This is a genomic window from Stenotrophomonas sp. PS02298, from assembly GCF_029959445.1.
In the GTDB taxonomy this organism is placed as follows: Bacteria; Pseudomonadota; Gammaproteobacteria; order Xanthomonadales; family Xanthomonadaceae; genus Stenotrophomonas.
Map to the genome: position 1 here is coordinate 1 of NZ_JASCOR010000014.1, position 19013 is coordinate 19013.

At 65.1% G+C, this 19013-nt stretch carries 19 protein-coding genes; 5 read left to right on the forward strand and 14 right to left on the reverse strand.

Going from position 1 to position 19013, the window contains the following annotated elements:
* Positions 1–186 precede the first annotated feature (186 nt).
* The 5 genes from QMX78_RS03890 to efp form a co-directional block, all read right to left on the reverse strand.
* Positions 187–867, reverse strand: coding sequence for a phytoene/squalene synthase family protein (locus QMX78_RS03890; protein WP_282266733.1), 681 nt, complete (start codon positions 865–867; stop codon positions 187–189).
* A 19-nt stretch (positions 868–886) separates the two neighbouring features.
* Positions 887–1576 carry a phosphoglycolate phosphatase gene (locus QMX78_RS03895; RefSeq protein ID WP_282266735.1) on the reverse strand — a complete coding sequence of 230 codons (690 nt, stop codon included), beginning with the start codon at positions 1574–1576 and terminating at the stop codon, positions 887–889.
* Positions 1573–2295 carry a bifunctional 2-polyprenyl-6-hydroxyphenol methylase/3-demethylubiquinol 3-O-methyltransferase UbiG gene (gene ubiG, locus QMX78_RS03900; RefSeq protein ID WP_282266737.1) on the reverse strand — a complete coding sequence of 241 codons (723 nt, stop codon included), beginning with the start codon at positions 2293–2295 and terminating at the stop codon, positions 1573–1575. Before ubiG ends, QMX78_RS03895 begins: the two co-directional genes overlap by 4 nt.
* A gap of 43 nt (positions 2296–2338) precedes the next feature.
* Positions 2339–3682 (reverse strand): TRZ/ATZ family hydrolase, encoded by a 1344-nt coding sequence (locus QMX78_RS03905; RefSeq protein ID WP_343239165.1) that lies wholly within the window; start codon positions 3680–3682, stop codon positions 2339–2341.
* A 112-nt stretch (positions 3683–3794) separates the two neighbouring features.
* Positions 3795–4361, reverse strand: coding sequence for an elongation factor P (gene efp, locus QMX78_RS03910; protein WP_282266739.1), 567 nt, complete (start codon positions 4359–4361; stop codon positions 3795–3797).
* A gap of 100 nt (positions 4362–4461) precedes the next feature.
* Here efp and epmB point away from each other — a divergent pair, with 100 nt between their 5' ends.
* Positions 4462–5490, forward strand: coding sequence for an EF-P beta-lysylation protein EpmB (gene epmB / locus QMX78_RS03915; protein WP_282266741.1), 1029 nt, complete (start codon positions 4462–4464; stop codon positions 5488–5490).
* A gap of 42 nt (positions 5491–5532) precedes the next feature.
* Here the strand turns inward: epmB and QMX78_RS03920 are convergent, their stop codons facing one another.
* The 3 genes from QMX78_RS03920 to QMX78_RS03930 all read right to left on the reverse strand — a co-directional run bounded on the left by QMX78_RS03920 (position 5533) and on the right by QMX78_RS03930 (position 9422).
* Positions 5533–7680, reverse strand: a complete 2148-nt coding sequence (locus tag QMX78_RS03920; RefSeq protein WP_282266743.1) for an EAL domain-containing protein — start codon at positions 7678–7680, stop codon at positions 5533–5535.
* The gene (locus tag QMX78_RS03925; RefSeq protein WP_282266793.1) at positions 7677–8561 is read right to left on the reverse strand and encodes a phosphate/phosphite/phosphonate ABC transporter substrate-binding protein; all 885 of its coding nucleotides are present in this window, start codon (positions 8559–8561) and stop codon (positions 7677–7679) included. The genes QMX78_RS03920 and QMX78_RS03925 overlap by 4 nt, the downstream gene beginning before the upstream one ends.
* A gap of 93 nt (positions 8562–8654) precedes the next feature.
* Positions 8655–9422 (reverse strand): RNA methyltransferase, encoded by a 768-nt coding sequence (locus tag QMX78_RS03930; protein WP_282266745.1) that lies wholly within the window; start codon positions 9420–9422, stop codon positions 8655–8657.
* A gap of 119 nt (positions 9423–9541) precedes the next feature.
* On the opposite strand from QMX78_RS03930, the gene QMX78_RS03935 reads away from it, so the two are divergent.
* Positions 9542–10369 (forward strand): inositol monophosphatase family protein, encoded by an 828-nt coding sequence (locus QMX78_RS03935; RefSeq protein WP_282266749.1) that lies wholly within the window; start codon positions 9542–9544, stop codon positions 10367–10369.
* Between the two features lie 203 nt (positions 10370–10572).
* Here the strand turns inward: QMX78_RS03935 and QMX78_RS03940 are convergent, their stop codons facing one another.
* The gene (locus QMX78_RS03940; protein ID WP_282266751.1) at positions 10573–11388 is read right to left on the reverse strand and encodes a hypothetical protein; all 816 of its coding nucleotides are present in this window, start codon (positions 11386–11388) and stop codon (positions 10573–10575) included.
* 155 nt (positions 11389–11543) lie between these two features.
* On the reverse strand, positions 11544–12410 hold the full coding sequence (gene htpX, locus QMX78_RS03945) for a protease HtpX (RefSeq protein WP_282266753.1): 867 nt from the start codon (positions 12408–12410) through the stop codon (positions 11544–11546).
* Positions 12411–12502: 92 nt separating this feature from the next.
* Between htpX and gluQRS the strand changes: the two genes are divergently transcribed.
* The 3 genes from gluQRS to phaR all read left to right on the forward strand — a co-directional run bounded on the left by gluQRS (position 12503) and on the right by phaR (position 14872).
* Positions 12503–13390 carry a tRNA glutamyl-Q(34) synthetase GluQRS gene (gene gluQRS / locus QMX78_RS03950; RefSeq protein ID WP_282266795.1) on the forward strand — a complete coding sequence of 296 codons (888 nt, stop codon included), beginning with the start codon at positions 12503–12505 and terminating at the stop codon, positions 13388–13390.
* 56 nt (positions 13391–13446) lie between these two features.
* Positions 13447–14187, forward strand: coding sequence for a beta-ketoacyl-ACP reductase (locus QMX78_RS03955; protein ID WP_282266756.1), 741 nt, complete (start codon positions 13447–13449; stop codon positions 14185–14187).
* 160 nt (positions 14188–14347) lie between these two features.
* Complete coding sequence (phaR, locus tag QMX78_RS03960) at positions 14348–14872, forward strand: polyhydroxyalkanoate synthesis repressor PhaR (RefSeq protein ID WP_282266758.1); 525 nt, start codon at positions 14348–14350, stop codon at positions 14870–14872.
* 152 nt (positions 14873–15024) lie between these two features.
* On the opposite strand, the gene QMX78_RS03965 is transcribed toward phaR, so the two are convergent.
* From QMX78_RS03965 to QMX78_RS03980, 4 genes are read right to left on the reverse strand one after another with little or no spacing between them, the layout of a single operon-like run.
* Entirely contained in the window at positions 15025–15960 is a 936-nt protein-coding gene (locus QMX78_RS03965; RefSeq protein ID WP_282266760.1) for a TraB/GumN family protein, read from the reverse strand.
* Complete coding sequence (locus QMX78_RS03970; RefSeq protein ID WP_282266761.1) at positions 15957–16898, reverse strand: DUF1684 domain-containing protein; 942 nt, start codon at positions 16896–16898, stop codon at positions 15957–15959. Before QMX78_RS03970 ends, QMX78_RS03965 begins: the two co-directional genes overlap by 4 nt.
* Positions 16898–18757 carry a DNA mismatch repair endonuclease MutL gene (gene mutL, locus QMX78_RS03975; RefSeq protein ID WP_282266762.1) on the reverse strand — a complete coding sequence of 620 codons (1860 nt, stop codon included), beginning with the start codon at positions 18755–18757 and terminating at the stop codon, positions 16898–16900. The genes QMX78_RS03970 and mutL overlap by 1 nt, the downstream gene beginning before the upstream one ends.
* Entirely contained in the window at positions 18754–18927 is a 174-nt protein-coding gene (locus QMX78_RS03980; RefSeq protein WP_282266764.1) for a hypothetical protein, read from the reverse strand. The genes mutL and QMX78_RS03980 overlap by 4 nt, the downstream gene beginning before the upstream one ends.
* Positions 18928–19013 lie beyond the last annotated feature (86 nt).

The window sequence follows — 19013 nt, forward strand, 5'->3', positions numbered from 1 at the left end:
CCCCGGGCCGGCCGCCCCCCCGCCCCCCCCCCCCCCCCCCCCCCCCCCCCCCCCCCCCACTACAGGTGAAGCCTAAGCCGCGAAGCTGATGGATCAACAGCGCAAAGCTGCCCTCATCCGCCCTTCGGGCACCTTCTCCCGTAAACGGGAGAAGGGAGCGACTCCGGCAAACTCGGCCCCACCGCCTCAGCCCCGCGCAGCCCACCAGCTGCGCCACAGCAGGCCCGCCGGGCTCGGCTGGTACTCACCGCCGCGAATGCGCGCCTGCTGGCGGCCACGCGCCAGCACGGCATAGACGCGACGTGGACGTGGGCCGGCAACGCGCGACGGCCAAGCCGCCTGCAGGGCCTTGTCCCATTCCATTTCATTGCTGAAGGCCTGCGGCACCGAAGCCGCCTGTTCCTGCACGCGCAGCGCCAGCATCTGCGTGGTCAACGCCTCGGCAGCAGACGGTGACGGCTTGCTACCAAACATCGCCGCCTCCACCGCCGCCGCCGCCGCGGCGTACTGCGCCAACCCCTTGCGCGCCTGCGCGGCATCGGCCACAGGATCACGCGCGTCGATCAAGCTCGGCAAGGCATCGGCCAACTGTGCCCACGGTGCACGCACCGGCTCCAGCACGCGGCCCAGCGGATGCCGCGAACGCTGCACCTCCCAGCTGCGCAGCTCCTCGCCCCACCAGGCCAGCTTGGCGTCCTGCGGCGTGGTGTCGCCACTGGCGTTCAAGATGTCATCGAATTCCTGCAACAGCGCGAACCAGGCCACGCTGCGCTCACGATCGGCCTCATCGACAAAGCGCTCCACGAAGGCCCATTCCGGCCAACGCTCACGCCACTTGTCCAGGAAGCTGTCCAGCGCACTGCTCACATCAAACCTCGTTGTTGAATCAGGCCGAAGCCGGTTGGGTAGCTGGCCATGCGGCTGGCTGCCAAAGTTCCTGCGGTAGTTCACAAATACTGTCGGCCTGCCACGTCGACGGGTCATCCCCTTCGGGACGGTAACCCCACAACACGGCCACCGACGGCATGCCCGCGGCGCGCGCAGCGATGATGTCGCGCTCGTCGTCGCCGACATAGACGCAGGCCCCGGCGGCGGTATTGATCCGCTGCGCAGCCACCTCCAGCGGCAACGGGTGCGGCTTGCGCTCGGCCAGGGTGTCGCCACCGACCAGCACTGCACAGCGCTGCTCCCAGCCCAGCTGCGGCAGGATCAGGCGCGCCAGGTACTCCGGCTTGTTGGTCACGATGCCCCAGGTGGTGCCTGCCTCTTCCAGCGCCTTCAGCATCGTTTCGACGCCATCGAACAGCGTCGCGTACTGGCCGATCAGCGCCTCGTAGATCTCAAGGAACTCCGGCACCAGCGCGTGCCGTTCGGCATCGGCCATGTGCGGGAAGGCGACCGTCAGCATCGCCCGCGCGCCCTTGGATACCGCCGGCCGCAGCTGCTCCAGCGTCACCTCGTCCATGCCGCGTGCCTGCAGCATGCGGTTGGCGGTGACGACGAAGTCCGGCGCGCTGTCCAGCAAGGTGCCGTCCAGATCGAACAGCACCGCTGTCGGGAATCTGCCCGCGCTCATGCCTGTTCCGGCTTGACCGCGTAGGCCAGGTAGTTGATGTCGGTGCGGCTGCTCAGGCGGGCACGGTTGCGCCACGGCTCGTAGGCCATGCCGCTGACGTCCTGCAGCGAGAAATCAGCAGCGCGCAGCCATGCGCCCAGCTCGGCCGGCTTGATGAATTCCTGATAGTGATGCGTGCCCTTGGGCAGCAATCGGGCGATGTACTCGGCGCCGACAATGGCCACCGCAAACGCCGCCGGGGTGCGGTTGATGGTGGACAGGAACAGCTTGCCACCCGGACGCAGCAGACGATGACAGGCAGCGATGATCGCGCCCGGGTCCGGCACGTGCTCCAGCATTTCCATGCAGGTCACCACATCGTAGCTGCCCGGCTGTTCTGCGGCCAGATCCTCAGCAGCCTGCACCCGGTAATCAACGCTGACGCCGGATTCCAGACCGTGCAAGCGCGCGACCTTGACCAGTTCCGGGGCCAGATCAATGGCGGTCACCTGTGCGCCTTCCTTTGCCAGCGCTTCGCTGAGCAGGCCGCCGCCGCAGCCGATATCCAGCACCTTGGCGCCACGCAGGGGCGCGCGATCAGCCACATACTTCAGGCGCACCGGATTCAGTGCATGCAGCGGCTTCTGCGGGCCGTCAGCGTCCCACCAGCGGGTGGCCAACGCGGCGAACTTGTCCAGTTCGGCCTGATCGAAATTGGTGGAAGTGGAAGCTGCGCTCATATCGGTTTCCTCGTGCGGCCGCGTGGGGCGGCCGGTTGCGCGGTCAGGCGCGGATGGTACGGATGCGGTCGCGCCACTGGCGCGCATTGGCTGTGATCGCGGCAATGTCCATGTCAACCAGCTGGCGCTGGACCAGCTTGGGCTTGCCGGCGATCCACACGTCGCTGACCTGGTGACGGCCAGCGGCATACACCAGCTGTGACAGCACATGGTGCAGCGGCTGGGTCTCCAGCGCGGACAGGTCCACGCAGGCCAGATCGGCCTGCTTGCCGACTTCGATCGAGCCGATGCGGTCACCGAAGCCCAGCGCACGTGCGCCGCCCAGCGTTGACGCACGCAACGTGGTCGCCGCGTCCAGGGCGGTGGCGTCATTGGCCACGGCCTTGGCGAGGATGGCCGCGGTGCGGTTCTCGCTGAACATGTCCAGGTCGTTGTTGCTGGCGCAGCCGTCGGTGCCGATCGCCAGATTGACGCCGGCCTTGACCAGCGCGCAGGCCGGGCAGAAACCCGAGGCCAGCTTCAGGTTGGACTCCGGGCAATGCACCACGCTGACACCGCGCTCGCCGCACAGGTGGATTTCGGCCTCGGTGAGCTGGGTCATATGCACCGCGATCAGGCGCTCATTGACCAGGCCAAGGCGATCCAGTCGCGCCAGCGGACGCTGCCCGTGCAGGGCGATGGAATCGGTGATTTCCTGTGCGGTCTCATGCGTGTGCAGGTGAACGCGGCTGTCGAGCTGGTCGGACAGCATCCGCACCCGCTCGAAATTGGCATCGCTCACCGTATACGGCGCATGCGGCGCGAAGGCGGTGCCGATCAGCGCATCGTCGCGCCAGGTATCGTGCAGCTCGGTGGCGCGGGCGAAATACTCGTCGTCGGTCTTGGCCCAGGCGCTGGGGAAGTCGATGATCACCGAGCCCACCAGCGCACGGAAGCCATGCTTCTTGTAGACAGCTGCCTGCACGTCGGCGAAGAAGTAGTTCTCGTTGGCGCAGGTGGTGCCACCGCGCAGCATCTCGGCGATGGCCAGGGTGGTGCCGTCGGCAACGAATTCCGGCCCGATCACCGCCGCTTCCACCGGCCAGATGTGCTCGCGCAACCAGGTCATCAGCGGCAAGTCGTCGGCAACGCCGCGCAGCAGCGTCATCGGGTTATGGGTGTGGGCATTGACCAGGCCCGGGATCAGCGCCGCTTCCGGGCGCGATACGACCTGCCTGGCGCTGAAACGCGCGCGGGCCTCGGCACGCGGCAGCACCGCGACGATGACGCCGTTGCTGACCGCTACCGCATGGTCCTCAAGCACCACTGCATGCGGCTCTACCGGCACCACGTAACCGGCTTCGATCAACAGATCGCATTGCTGGGGTTGCACTTCACTCACGGTCATCACCTTTCTGTTGCCTGGTCCGGCAAATGCCGGATGCGAACAGGCGCCGCACCCCCAGCACCGGCAGCGCGCGGCTGCGGGGTGATGGGTGGCGGCGCCTGCATCGTATTGCTTACTTGACGCGAGCCGAGTATTCGCCCGAACGCGTATCAACGCGGATGATTTCATCCTGGTTGACGAACAGCGGCACGCGCACCACGGCGCCCGACTCCAGGGTGGCCGGCTTGCCGCCGCCGCCCGAGGTGTCACCGCGCACGCCCGGATCGGTCTCGACGATCTTCAGCTCGACGAAGTTCGGCGGGGTCACGTCGATCGGGGTGCCGTTCCACAGGGTCACCACGCAGGACTCTTCGCCCTTGAGCCACTTCTCGGCGCCGTTCATGCCGGCCTTGTCAGCCTGCACCTGCTCGAAGGATTCCGGATCCATGAAGTGCCAGTACTCGCCATCGCTGTACATGAAGTTCATGTCGGTATCGACCACGTCCGCTGCATCCAGCGAATCGGTCGACTTCATGGTCACTTCCTGGGTACGGCCGTCCTTGATCAGGCGGTACTTCACGCGGGTGAAGGCCTGGCCCTTGCCCGGCTTGACGTATTCGGTGTCGATGATGACAGCCGGTTGGTTGTTGACCAGGATCTTCATCCCGTTCTTTACGTCGTTCATGCCGTAACTGGCCATGCTGAAACTCCTGAATTGGCAAAACCGCCGCGTGTTGCGGGCGGCCGGATTAGAATGGAACGCCCGCCGTCTGGTGGGCCATCTGTTTTTCTGACCGCCAATGATAACCGCAGCCCCCGTCCTCACTCCAGAAAAAGCCATCCTGACCCTGCCCGACGACCGCTGGCAGGCGCACTGGCGCCAGGCCATCCGCGATCCGGCGGAGCTGCTGGCCGTGCTGGGACTGGATGCCGAAGCGGTCGGGGTTTCGGCCGAGGCGCTGGCGCAGTTCGCGTTGCGGGTGCCGCGCAGCTTTGTCGCCCGCATGCGCCATGGCGACCCGGCCGACCCCCTGCTGCGACAGGTGCTGCCGATCACCGACGAGATGCGGATCGTACCCGGGTTCAGCTTCGACGCCGTCGGCGACGGTGCGGCCAAGAAAGCCACCGGCGTGATCCAGAAGTATCGCGGCCGCGCCCTGCTGGTGACCACCGGCAGCTGCGCGATCAACTGCCGTTACTGCTTCCGCCGCCACTTCGACTATGCCGGCGAGAACGCCGCCAAGGGCGGCTGGCGCGAGGCGGTGGCGGCGATCGCGGCCGACCCGGGCATCGACGAGGTCATCCTTTCCGGCGGCGACCCGCTGTCACTGAACACCTCCAAGCTGGCCGAGCTGACCGATGCCCTGGCCGCCATCACGCACATCAAACGCCTGCGCATCCACAGCCGCCTGCCGGTGGTCCTGCCCGAGCGCGTGGACGATGGCCTGGTGCAATGGCTGGCCAGCCTGCCCTGGCCGGTGGCCTTCGTACTGCACGCCAACCATGCCAATGAATTCGACGCCCAGGTGGATGCCGCCCTGGCCCGCATCCGCGCTACCGGCGCCCAACTGCTCAACCAGGCGGTATTGCTACGCGGCGTCAACGACGACCTGGACGCACTGGCAGCATTGAGTGAGCGCAGCTTTGCCGCCGGCGTGATGCCTTACTACCTGTACCAGCTGGACAAGGTACAAGGCGCGGCCCATTTCGAGGTCAGCGACGAGCAGGCGCTGGCCCTGCACGCCGCGTTGATGGCGCGGCTGTCCGGCTATCTGGTGCCCAAGCTGGTGCGCGAGATCGCCGGCGACACCAGCAAGCGGCCGCTCTGAGACAGAGCGGCCGGGTTTCCGCGGGCCAACCAGGCGGCCAGGTCAGCGCACCGCCGCCATCGCACCGCGTTCCAGCAGGCTCACCAGGCCAGCCGCCTCCAGCGGCCGGCCCAGCCAGTAACCCTGGACCAGATCGCAGCCACGCTGGCTGAGCAGCTCGAACTGTGCTTCCTGCTCCACCCCCTCGGCCACCACGGTAATGCCCAGCGCGTGGGCCATGGCGATGATGGCCGTGGTCAAGGCCAGATCGTCGGGATCACGCTCCATGTCGACAACAAAGCTGCGGTCGATCTTGACCCCGTCCACCGGCACCTGGCGCAGGTGGCTGAGCCCGGAGAAGCCGGTGCCGAAGTCGTCCAGCCACACCTTCACCCCGGCCCGGTGCAGCTTTTCCAACAGGGACACCGCCAGCATCTCATCGCCGATCACCGCGGTTTCGGTCAGTTCCAGATGCAGCCGCGCGGCCGCCAGCCCCGATCCGAGCAGGCTGCTTTCGACCTCCTGCAGCAGGTCACCGTTACGCAGTTGCTTGGGCGAGACATTGACCGAAATGAACAACTCCTCGCCCAGCGAATTGCGCGGCCACCGCTGGGCCTGCTCACAGGCCGCGCGCAGCACCTTGGGGCCGATTATCTGGATCAGACCGCTCTGCTCGGCCACATCGATGAACATCGAAGGCGGAATCGCCCCCAGCGCCGGGTGGTCCCAGCGCAGCAGCACTTCCACCCCACACAGCATGCGATCACGGGTACGGAAGATCGGCTGGTAAACCAGGCGCAGCTCGTTGCGTTCCCAGGCCCCGCGCAGCTCCTGCTCCAGATGCAGACGCCGCTCCACCGCATGGTCCATGGCCAGGCTGTAGTAGCGGAAACAGTTCTTGCCGGCCAACTTGGCCTGGTACATGGCGATATCGCCGTTCTTCAGCAGCGCGGTGGCATCACCTGCATCCTCGGGGAACAGGGTGATACCAATCGAACTACCGAGGAATATCTCGCGCTGCTGCACCTGCAACGGCTTGCCCAGATCGATCACCAGCCGCTCAGCCAGCTGCTTGGCGATCTCGGCGGCGCTGCTTTGGCCCTGGCTGATCAGGATGACGAACTCGTCACCGCCGAACCGGGCCAGCAAGGCGTCGTCACCACCAATCTGCTCAACGGCGCTGGAGATGTGCTGCGCAAACTGCAGCAGGGCATCGTCACCGGCCTCATGCCCCAGCGTGTCATTGACCCGCTTGAACTCATCGATATCAATGAACAGCAGCGCCAACCCGCGCCCGGCCGCCTGCGCACGCAGTAATCGGTGATCCAGGGCTTCACGGAAAGCGAGCCGATTGGTCAAGCCGGTGAGTGCATCGGTATAGGCCATCTGGCGCACGTCACGATCGTGCCGGGCGATGCTCTGGCTCATGCGGTCGAAGGTGCGCAGCAACTCCCCGACCTCGTCGCCGCGTCGGGTCGCCTGCGCCTCGATCAGGTAATCGCCGCGCTCGATACGCTGCGCCGCCGCGCCCAGCCAGCGGATCGGCCGCACCAGCGTGTACTGCACGTAGAACGCCATCACGCAGACAAAACCGAGCAACAGCAGCATCAGGCCCAAGGCCCAACCCAGCTCCCGTCGCTGCGTCTCGCGCATGCGCTGCTCCAGGGCCTGCATGGACTTGGCCTCCTGGGCACGCACCGGCGCCAGATTCATGCCCACGCGCAACCCGCCCAGCGGCTGGTCACCAATCGCCAGCGGCACATCCACCTCGAGTATCGACGGCGACTCTTGTACCAGCGACTTGCGCGAACGCACCGCCGCCTTGGCCAACGGATCATTCATCGGCTGGCCATAGCCGGCCACATCGAACGAACCGTCGTGGATCAGCCGACCATCCGGGTCGTACACCAGCACGTAGCTGACCGATTTCTGCCGTGCGGTATTGCGCACTGCCGCACCGATGGCAGCAAAATCGGCGTAGTAAAGCGGATTTATCAGCGTGTCGGCCAAGGCATTGGCCAGGGCGGTACCACGCTCACGCACGCCCTGGTCGAACACCTGGCTCAGCACCTCGCCACTGTTGCGCAAGGCCTCGCGCTGGGCGGCAGCCTGGCGCACCAGCATCAGTCCGACAATCGCCACCACCACCAGCAGCACCACGGCACTGGCGGCCAGGAAGCGGGCCTGCAATCCAAAACGAGGCGTGCTCATTCCACCTCCATCCGGATACGGACCAGACCACGGCGCAGACGCTCCAGCGCGCGCAGGTTGTCCGGATCGACGGGGTGAAAGCCCGTGGTACCAAAAAACTTGGCCAGCGCCGGCCCGGCCACCGGGTCGCTACTGGCCTGCAGCAACACCTGCTGCAGGCGATCACGCACCGCCGGATCGAGGTCGGCGCGCACCATTTCCACTGCACGCGGGATCGGCTCGCTGCGGTACAGCACCCGCATGTCCTGGCGGAAGGCTGGCGGCATGGCCTGGTCGTCACTCCAGTCGATGCTGCTGATCACCCCGGCATCCACCACCCGCTTGTGTACATAGGTGGAGATGTTCAATTCCGTGCGCACGAACACGTACCCCACCGAATCCTCGACCGGGGTGTCGCGCGGGTCCAGCAGGATTTCAGGCTGCAGGTCGTGGTCGAGCAGTTCCATGGCCGGCACCAGGTAGGCACTGGTGGACAGCGCGCTCTGCATTGCCAGGGTGCGCCCGCGCAAACCCTCCAGTGTCGCGATAGGGCTATCGCGGCGCACGAAGAACACGCTGTGATACGCGCCCACGCCATTGCGCTCGGTCAGCAGCAAGGGCTTGGCGCCCGCCCGCTGGCCTAGCGCCATCGCCGTGCCGGAAGTCTCGGTGACCCAATCGACCCGGCCACGCCGCAGATAGCTGCCCATCTGCTGCGCGTCCTTGGCCATCAGGATGCGTCCTTCGACGATCCCGACGTCACGCATGCGCGGCACAACATAATCCAGCAGCGGCTTGAGTTGGTCGTAATGCGACTTCGGATCATCGCTGATCCGCCCCAAGACCAATACCGAACGATCAACCGCCGCTACCGCTACGGGCTGCAGTGCAGCCAGTGTCAGTGCGGCTCCCCAAAGCCATCGCAAGACACCCAAAACGACACCCCCTAATCCATCCCCACAGAGTACCGCTTTTAGCAAAGGGTGATGCAGTCCTCAGCCTTTGTCCGCCGAGGCCAGGCGGGCCATACGCTGGGCATCGGACAGGATGCCGCGCATCAGCCTGACCTCCTGCTCGGACAGGTCGGCCTTCATGAACAGACGACGCAGCTTGCGCATGGCCGATTCCGGGGCGCGACCCTTGTGGAAGTCAATCTGGTCCAGGGTATCGCCCAGCTGGCCGAACATCCCTTCCAACTGGGCATGGCTGGCAGGGGCTTCGTCCCGGCCAGGCTCAGCCACTACCGGCGCTGCCACGCCGGGCTGCGCTTCCAGCACCGCCATGCGAACCTCGTAGGCCAGGACCTGAACCGCGGCGGCCAGGTTCAGCGAGCTGAACTCGGGATCGGACGGGATGTGCACGGCGGCATGGCAGAGCTGCAGCTCCTCATTGGTCAAACCGGTGCGCTCGCGACCGAACACAAAAGCCACTTCCGCCGGTTCGGCTGCCTTGGCCACGGCGCGTTGGCCGGCCACTTCAGGCAGCAGCTCCTCCAGCTGTACTCGTCGCGCGCGCGCAGTACAGCCCATCACCAGGCGGCAATCGGCCACCGCTTCGGCAAGGCTGGCGAACACCGGCGCATCGCCGAGCACGTCCTCGGCACCGGCCGAGCGCCGGAAGGCGTCCTCGTCCAGGGGCTTTTCCGGGGCCACCAGGACCAGCCGTGCCAGCCCCATGGTCTTCATCGCACGGGCCGCCGCGCCGATGTTGCCGGGGTGCTGGGTGCCAACAAGAACGAAGCGAATATGAGCGGAAACAGACATGGCGTTAAAAAATCAGGAGCGAGACAGCTGTAGATGGTAAACTGCGCGGCCGGTCAATGCGCCGGACCCGCTCTTTTCCCCCGCCAATCCGATCTCTGCCTTCACGGGAGCCTTTCGCCATGCAGAAACCCGCCGTAACCGTCATGGTCAAGGCCGCCCGCCTCGCCGGCAACGTCCTGCTCCGCAACATCAACAAGCTTGAAGCCCTCAACGTGGTACAGAAGGGTCGGATGGATTACGCCAGCGAAGTCGATGCCGACGCTGAGAAGGTGATCGTCAAGGAACTCAAGCGCGCCTACCCGGAATACGGCATTTTCGGTGAGGAAGGCGGCATCCAGGGCGTCAACCGCATGATGTGGGTGATCGACCCGCTCGATGGCACCAGCAACTACCTGCGCGGCTTCCCGCACTACTGCGTCTCCATCGCCCTGGTTGAAAACGGCGAGCCGACCGACGCGGTGATCTTCGACCCGCTGCGCAACGAGCTGTTCACTGCCTCCAAGGGCAATGGCGCCGTGCTCAACGACCGCCGCCTGCGCGTGGCTGACCGCAAGGACCTGGAAGGCACGATGATCCACACCGGCTTCGCCCCGCGCGAACGCAGCCGTGCCAGCACCCAGCTCAAGACCGTCGACACCCTGCTGGTGCAGGCTGAAGACGTGCGCCGCACCGGCTCCGCCGCGCTGGACCTTGCCTACGTGGCCTGCGGCCGCGCCGACGCCTACTTCGAGGCTGGCGTGAAGGCATGGGACATCGCTGCCGGCGTGCTGCTGGTTCGCGAAGCCGGTGGCAAGGTCTGCAACTACCGCGGCGCGCCACTGGACCGCATGGACTCGCGCGGCCCGGAGACCCAGCAGGTCGTGGCTGGCAACATCAAGGTGTGCGAAGCCCTGCAGAAGGTCATCGTCAACACCGGCTACGCTGCCGAGTTCGACCCGAAGTTCTGATTCAGCTGCCATCGCAGTGAATCATCCGAAATCCGATGCCAGTCTCCTGGCATCGGATTTTTTGTGGGCAAAGCTCTGTTCACCGATTTTCTTGTGGGAGCGGCGTAAGCCGCGAAGCAGGAAATCCATCAGATGACACAAACCGCCGGCGCCGCAGCAATGCCGGCTTCGCAGCTGACGCAGCTCCCCCAACGTCGGCCCAATCAGCCGGCCGACACCGCAGGAAGCACCGCACCAGCCACAGGCTGCCGGCCCCAGCCATAGCGGGCGGCCAACCAGATCTCCAGCACTACCAGCACCATCACGATCAGCAAAGGCAACAGCAAGCCAAAGTAGATACCCGGCATCATCGAGCTGATCTGCGCCTTCAATAGACGGATCACGCCCTTGGTATGCAGCAGCTCGCTCATGCGCATGCCCAGCGCCTCGCGGACCACGGCTTTGTCCAGCCCGCTGCGGCCACCAACCTCCTTCACCAGGCTGTCCTCCACCCAGCGCAGCATCACTTCGCTGCGCAGTTGTTCGATGCCCTTGCGCATCCAGCGCTGCGGCAAGCTTTCACCGCTGAGCATGCTGATATCGGCAAGCCTGTGCTCACCCAGATAGGACTCCACGGCCATGCGCGCGGCTTCGTGCGCGGAAACATCATCGCGCAGCATCGCCTCCAACTCCGGCGTATCCAGCGACCGTCCGAACTCGACCAGCCAATGCTCGGTCGCTGCCTGCAGATGTGGCTGGAAGTGATCGATCTGCTTGTACAGCGCACGCTGCCCGCCGGCCACCAGCCCCACCTGTAACCCAATGAAGGCAAACAACAGCGGCAGCACCACCACATAGCTGCCAATCAGCCAGTGATGCCAACGCCGTCGCCGGGCGAGGCAACCCCTGCGCGCCAGAGCGACCCACACGGCGACCCCCAAGGCCAGGCCCAGAGCCGCCCCGAGCAACGAGCCGCCAATCAGGTCCAGCACGCTCAGCCCATTCCAGAACTCCATTGCCCAATACTGCGCGTCCTGCACCATAAGCTCCTTTGCCTGCAGTGCCTGGAGGGCAGGCACAACTGCAGCCGTGGCCGCAAAACAGACAACGCCCCTTGCGGGGCGTTGTCTTCAATCACCTACGAAGCTTGCTGGAACCCGGACAGTTGCTGCCCGCAGCAACTTCAATCGTCAACTCAGGCCACCGTCGAGGAACGCAGCGCAGCGATGCGCTCTTCCAGCGGCGGATGGCTCAGGAACAGCTTCTTGGCAGTGGAGCCGGCAATGCCGAATGCCGCGATCTGGGTCGGCAGGGTGCTCTGGCCGTGGTTGAGCTTCAAACGCTCCAGTGCGGCGATCATCTTCTGGCGACCCGCCAGCGACGCACCGCCATGGTCGGCGCGGAACTCACGACGGCGCGAGAACCACATCGCGATCATCGTTGCGAACAGGCCGAACACCATCTCCAGCACGAACACGATGATGTAGTAAGCAAAACCACGGCCGCCGCCTTCGCGATTGCCCGACAGCGCGCTGTCGATGACGCCGCCGACAACACGCGCCAGCACGATGACGAAGGTGTTCAACACACCCTGCAGCAGCGCCATGGTGATCATGTCGCCATTGGCGACGTGGGCGATTTCATGGCCCAGCACCGCCTCGGCCTCGTCCTCGCTCATGTTGTGCAGCAGGCCGGTGGACACCGCCACCATTGCGTTGTTGCGGTTGGCACCGGTCGCAAAGGCATTGATCTCGGGAGCGTCGTACACCGCCACTTCCGGCATGCCGATGCCGGCCGCCTTGGCCTGGCGAGCCACGGTGTCCAGCAGCCAGCGCTCGGTCTGGTTGCGCGGCTCGGTGATGACGACCGCGCCGGTGCCGCGCTTGGCCATGAACTTGGACAGCAGCAGCGAGATGATCGAGCCACCGAAGCCAAAGATGGCTGCCATGACCAGCAAGCCGCTCATCTTCGAGGGGTCAGTCCCCAGCAGAGACATGACGACGCTGGCCAATGCCAGCACTGCCAAGTTGGTCAGAAGAAACAGCCCGATACGGGTAAACATGGGAAACAGATCCATAAGGATTGGAGATAGAGGCAATTTGCGGCGCAGACAGCTTGAATTCAAGCATTAATCTGACCGACGATTCAGTTTCGATGCCAGCTATTCCCTACCGCGGCCGCTTTGCGCCCTCCCCGACCGGTCCTTTGCACCTGGGCTCCATGCTGGCCGCCTTCGGCAGCTGGTTGCTGGCCCGCCATGCCTGTGGCCAATGGCTGGTGCGCGTGGAGGACGTAGACCCCCCTCGTGAAGTCCCCGGCGCGGTCGATTCACAGCTGGCCACGCTCAGCGCGTTCGGCCTGACGTCGGACTTTCCGGTGCAGTTCCAGAGCCAGCGCAACGCCCTTTACCAGGCCGCCGTCGAACAACTGCTGGACCAGGGCAAGGCCTTTGCCTGCCACTGCAGCCGCGCCGACCTCGCCAGCCAGGGTGGCATCCACCGGCGCTGTGTCGCCGGCCAGCAGCGCCCGCAACCGGCAATCCGTCTTCGCGTGGCCGACGGCAGCCACGTCAGCTTCGACGACGCCCTGCAAGGCCGCCAGCAACAGGACGTGGACCGCGACGTCGGCGACGTGGTCCTGCTGCGCGCCGATGGTTATTGGGCCTATCAGCTGGCCGTGGTGGTGGACGACGCCGAGCAGGGCATCACCCACGTGGTGCGTGGCGCTGACCTGATCGACTCCACTGCCCGGCAGATACTGCTGCAGCAGGCGCTGTGCCTGCCCACCCCGCACTACCTGCACCTGCCGTTGCTGCTGGACAGTGCCGGACAGAAGCTGTCCAAGTCGCAGGCCGCCATCCCCGTGGACAGCGCCCAGCCCCTGCCCGTGCTGCGCTGGCTGTGGGCGGCACTGGGCCAGCCGCCGCCTGCCCTGGATGCGGCAACCAGCGTTGCCGAGGCGCTGCGGCACGCAGCCGCCGCCTTCGAGCCGACCCGGCTGCAAAAAACCTCGCTTCTGGCCCCGCTGCAGCCCCCGGGTTGAGCGCAGTTTCATTAGAATCGGGGACTGCCCTGCACATCTGCCCTGGAGTTGAGCCCATGACATCGCGCGTCGCACTGGTCACCGGTGGTACCGGCGGCATCGGTACTGCCATCTGCCAACGCCTGGTCGATCAAGGGCACCGCGTCGCCACCAACTACCGCAACGCCGAAAAGGCGCAGCAGTGGCAACAGACCATGCGCAGCAAGGGCTATGACATCGCATTGTTCGAAGGCGACGTGGCGCACCCGGACAGCGGCCGCGCCCTGATCCAGGCCGTGGAAGCCGGACTGGGACCGGTGGAGATCCTGGTCAACAACGCCGGCATCACCCGCGACACCACCTTCCACCGGATGAGCCCGGAACAGTGGCATGAGGTGATCAACACCAACCTCAACTCGGTGTTCAACGTCACCCGTCCGGTGATCGAAGGCATGCGCAAGCGCGGTTGGGGCCGGGTGATCCAGATCAGCTCGATCAACGGCCTCAAGGGCCAGTACGGCCAGGCCAACTACGCCGCCGCCAAGGCCGGCATGCATGGCTTCACCATCTCCCTGGCGCGCGAGAATGCCGGCTTCGGCATTACCGTCAACACCATCTCGCCGGGCTACGTGGCCACCGACATGGTGATGGCCGTACCCGAGGAAGTACGGGCAAAGATCATTGCCGACATCCCCACCGGGCGCCTGGGCAAGCCGGAGGAGATCGCCTACGCGGTCGCCTTCCTGGTTGCCGAGGAAGCCAGCTGGATCACCGGCTCGAATCTGGACATCAATGGTGGTCACCACATGGGCTGGTGACAACCGGCTGCTGACCGCCCACGCCATGTTGCACAACATGGCGATTCATGTTGCGCAACAAACCTGGAGTTCCCCGACGCTTGCAACCTGTACTTTTGGCGGTTGCAAGCCCTGCTGCACTGCGCCATGCTGCGCACCTACCGTGACGAGTGACTGCTTAATGGCTGCGACCCGCATCATCAAGAAGTATCCGAATCGCCGGCTCTACGACACCGAGATTTCCAGCTACATCACCATCGAAGACGTCCGTCAGTTGATCCTCGACGGTGAGGATTTCGAGGTCCGCGACGCCAAGAGTGGCGACGACCTGACCCGTTCGGTGCTGCTGCAGATCATTGCGGACAAGGAGCAGGACGGCGAGCCGATGCTGTCCACCCAGCTGTTGAGCCAGTTGATCCGGTTCTACGGTGACTCGTTGCAGGGCTTCATGGGCAATTACCTGGAGCGCAGCATGCAGGTGTTCCTGGACCAGCAGCAGCAGTTCCGCCAGCAGATGGGCAACCTGCTCGGGCAAACGCCGTGGGCGATGATGAACCAGCTCACCGAGCGCAACCTGGAGCTGTGGCAGGAATTCCAGCGCAACATGGGCGGTGGTTTTGGCGGCACCCGCCCACCGGCAGGCACCAGCAAGCCAACCGATCCGCCGCCGGGCGGCACCGGAAGCAAGACCCGCAGCGGTCGCTGAGGGCAACGAAAAGGCCGACGCAAGCGTCGGCCTTTTGCTTTGTAGCGCTTTGTTTTTGTAGGAGCGGCGCAAGCCGCGAAGCTATTGCAGCATCAGACCCAACGGCTTCGCGGCTTACGCCGCTCCTACAAAAGCTACAGCAGCCCACGCACTCAACGCTTGCAGGCGCTGCAGATCCGCTCGACCTTGTAGCCCTGCGCGCGCAACTTCTCGACCACGCCATCGCTGCCCAGCAGATGCAGTGCACCGACTACCACCAGCGTATTTCCGCGCCCTGGCTGCAACCACTGCTGCAGGCTGGGCAGCCAGGCATTGTTGCGGTCCACGTTGATCCGCTGATACAGGCCCGGGTACTCGCGCTTCATCTGCGCGGCCATGTCCCGCCACAACATCACATCATCGCCACGGCGCCAGGCATCGTGCAGCTGGCGGCTCTGCTCGTCGCCCTTGTCGACCTGCTCCAAGGCTTCACGCAGCAACTGACGCTGCTCATCGATGCTCATGCTGTCGAGCATGGTGATCTGCGATGCCGCGCTTTCAAGCCCGGAAGCCGGCTTGTTGGCCTGCGCGGCACGGTCCATCAGATGCCGGTCCAATCCGGACTTCGGGTCCAAGCCCTGTTGGGTCATCTGCGCGACGCTGATAGTCAGGCCGACGAACCAGGGTTTGAATCCAGCCAGCCGATCGACCGGCATGTTGTTGGCCGCCCCCCATCGTTCCAGCTGCTGCCAGGTGGCCGGATCAAGATCATCCTTGAGTTGGCGACCGTCACGACGCAGCGCCGCCTGCATCATCTGCGCGGCCAGCTGCGGCGAGTTCATTTCCTCCGGCGACAGCTCGAACAACAGGCGCTGCGCTCCTGCGAACGCGCGGTCGACATCGGCGGACAACGGATAGTCATCGGCCTTGAGCAGATGGAAGGAACCCAGCAGATACAGATCGCTGCCCTGGCCGCCGCTCACTTTCCACAGCAGCGGTACCGGTGGCTGCTTCGCGGCCGGCTTGGGCGTGGCTGCACTTGCCAACAACGGTGCTGCAACCAACAGGCCGGTGGCCAGCAACATGCCCATACGCGTGATCCACTTCATGCGGCTGGCTCCTGCTTGTGCTTGGCATAGGATTTTTCACCCGCCGTCACTTCCATGTCCAAGCGGTTCTCCGGCGGCGGCAACGGGCAGGTCGCAAACGGGGTGAATGCACACGGTGGGTTGTAGGCACGGTTGAAGTCAATCACCACCTGGCTTTCTGCATCCGGCACATCCACGTCGATGTAGCGCCCGGCCGCATAACTGCCGCGGCCACTGGTACGGTCAGCGAAGATCACCTGCAGCGGACGCCCGACATCACCCAATGCCTCCAGCCGCCAGGTTCGTCCGTCACGTTCGAACTCGATCACCCCGGCATTGGCCAGTTCACTGGTCAGCCCAGTGATATCGACAATCGGAATGGTCTTGTTGACGTCATGCGGCACGAACCGCGCGGTGATGCGCCAACTCGGATCCGCCGGCCAGTAATCCAGATGGGTGAAATCCACACGTGCAGGTGCATCGGCATGCTTCACCCGCAGCCCGAAACGCGGCCCACGTTCGATCAGGCTCAAGGTGCCCTTGTCATCATCGAAATGGATCAGCGTCGGCGCATCGGCATGGTCACTGTGCAACGGGATGCGGCCCTTCACCACCTGCCCGTCCACCTTCACCGGGACACCTGCCTCCGGTGTAAAGAACCATCCCTCACCTACGCGCGTGACCATTCCCATGCGCGGTGGACCCGCCGCCAGGCGGACGCCACTGGTACTGCCGCTGCCGATGTAATGCGCTTTCAGGTCCAGCCAATGCAGGCCGACCAGACTGGTCCAGCCATCCGGAGCCAGCAATTCGGTCAGCCGTTGCTCGCGCCAGCGTTCATTGTCATGCGCGAACGCCGGATCAACCTTCGCCGTCGGCGCTGCGTTCCTCGCGTCATCGCCACAGCCACCGAGCAGCATCGTGGCGAGCAATGCCACACACCCCATTACGTGTTTCATCAACGCCCCCGCAGGAACCAGCGATCAATTTCAGTCAAGGAAAAGCGCGCCCAGGTCGGGCGGCCGTGGTTGCATTGCCCGGAGCGCTCGGTGATTTCCATATCGCGCAGCAAGGCATTCATTTCCGGAATGGTCAGGCGCCGGTTGGCGCGCACCGCACCGTGGCAGGCCATCGTCGACAACAGTTCGTCGCGCGCGGTGGCGATGCGGCGGCTCTGGCCGTGCTCGCGAAGATCGCCGAGCACATCGCGCAGCAGGCCTTCCGGCTCGGCATTGGCCAGCAGCGCCGGAATGCTGCGCACATGCAGCGAGCCGGGCCCGGAACGGGTGACCTCGAAACCCAGCGCCGCCAAGGTGGCCGCTTCACGCTCGGCGGTATCGGCATCACGCTCGCCCACCGCCAGGGTCATCGGCACCAGCAACGGCTGCGCATGCAGGCCGATGCCGTCGTGCGCGTTCTTCAGGCGTTCGTAGCCGATGCGCTCGTGGGCGGCATGCATGTCCACCACGATCAGGCCTTCGGCGTTTTCGGCCAGGATATAGATGCCGTGCAACTGGGCGATCGCGTAGCCGAGCGGTGGCACGCCGGCATCATTGGAGGTCGCTGGCAGGGATGGACCAGCATCCATCTGCCGCGGCAGATCCGCATCGCCATTCACGGATGAGTACAGCGCCGCATATGCCGAGGGCGCTTCTGCCACCTGCAGGCCCAGCGGCGACTGCCGAGCCTGCCAGTTGCCATTGCCACCACCACCTGCACTGCCGCCAGGGCGCGACAGCATGTAGCCAGCTGCGCTGTAACCGGGCGCCGGCTGCGCCTGTGGGTCAGCCGGGTGTGCCTGCGCTGCGGCTGGCTCCATGCCGGCACGGGTTTCCGCCAGCGCATCCTTCAAGGTGCGGTAGACGAAATCATGGATCAACCGCGAATCACGGAAGCGCACTTCGTGCTTGGCCGGATGCACATTGACGTCGACCCGGGTCGGATCCAATTCCAGGAACAATACGTAAGCCGGCTGCCGGCCGTGGTACAGCACATCGCCGTAGGCCATCTTCACCGCATGGCTGACGCTGCGATCACGCACCGAGCGACCATTGACGTAGAGGTACTGCTGGTCCGCGCTGGCGCGCGAATACTGCGGCTGCGCAATCCACCCATGCAGGCGCAGGCCGGCCGCACTGTGATCAACGCGCAGCGCCTGACGTGCGAAGTCCTCGCCCAGGGTTTCGCCCAGACGCGCATCCGAATACAGATCACCGGGCTTGTAGCGGCGCGAAGGCTTGCCATTGTGCGAGACACGAAGCTCCACGTCTGGACGGGCCAACGCCAGTGAACGCAGCCACTCCTCGATGTGGCCAAGCTCGGTGCGTTCGGCGCGCAGGAACTTGCGCCGTGCCGGCACGTTGTAGAACAGCTCGCGCACTTCAACGGTGGTACCGGGCGCATGCGCACGCGGGGTGACATCACCGAGCTTGCCACCCTCGATCTGCAACGCGGAGCCGTGCTCGTCATCGGCACGGCGCGAAGCGAGGGTGAACCGGCTGACCGATGCAATCGACGGCAGCGCTTCACCACGGAAGCCCAGCGTGGCCACCGATTCCAGGTCATCCAGACTGGCGATCTTGCTGGTGGCGTGACGCGACACTGCCAGTGGCAGCTGCTCGGCGGCGATGCCACCACCGTTGTCGCGGATGCGGATCAGGCGTACACCGCCCTCCTCCAGGTCGATATCGACACGGGTAGCACCGGCATCGAGCGCGTTCTCGACCAGCTCCTTGACCACCGAGGCGGGACGCTCAACCACTTCGCCGGCGGCGATCTGGTTGATCAGGATTTCCGGCAACGGACGGATCGCATTCATGCCGCACCGCCGGTCAATAGCAGGGCTGTGGCGCGATACGGGAACGAGATTTGGCGGGGGATCAGGCTGACTTCATGCATGCCGACGATGATAGCCGAGCACGGGCCGAACACCGAGATTGGTGCTGGCCAATCGCCATGGCCGGAGGCACCGCAGCGGCCGCGAGCCACTCCCTTCTCCCTTCGGGAGAAGGTGCCCCGAAGGGGCGGATGAGGGTGCGTCTGCTAGCGTTTCCGCCCGCAGCGGCCGGAAATGA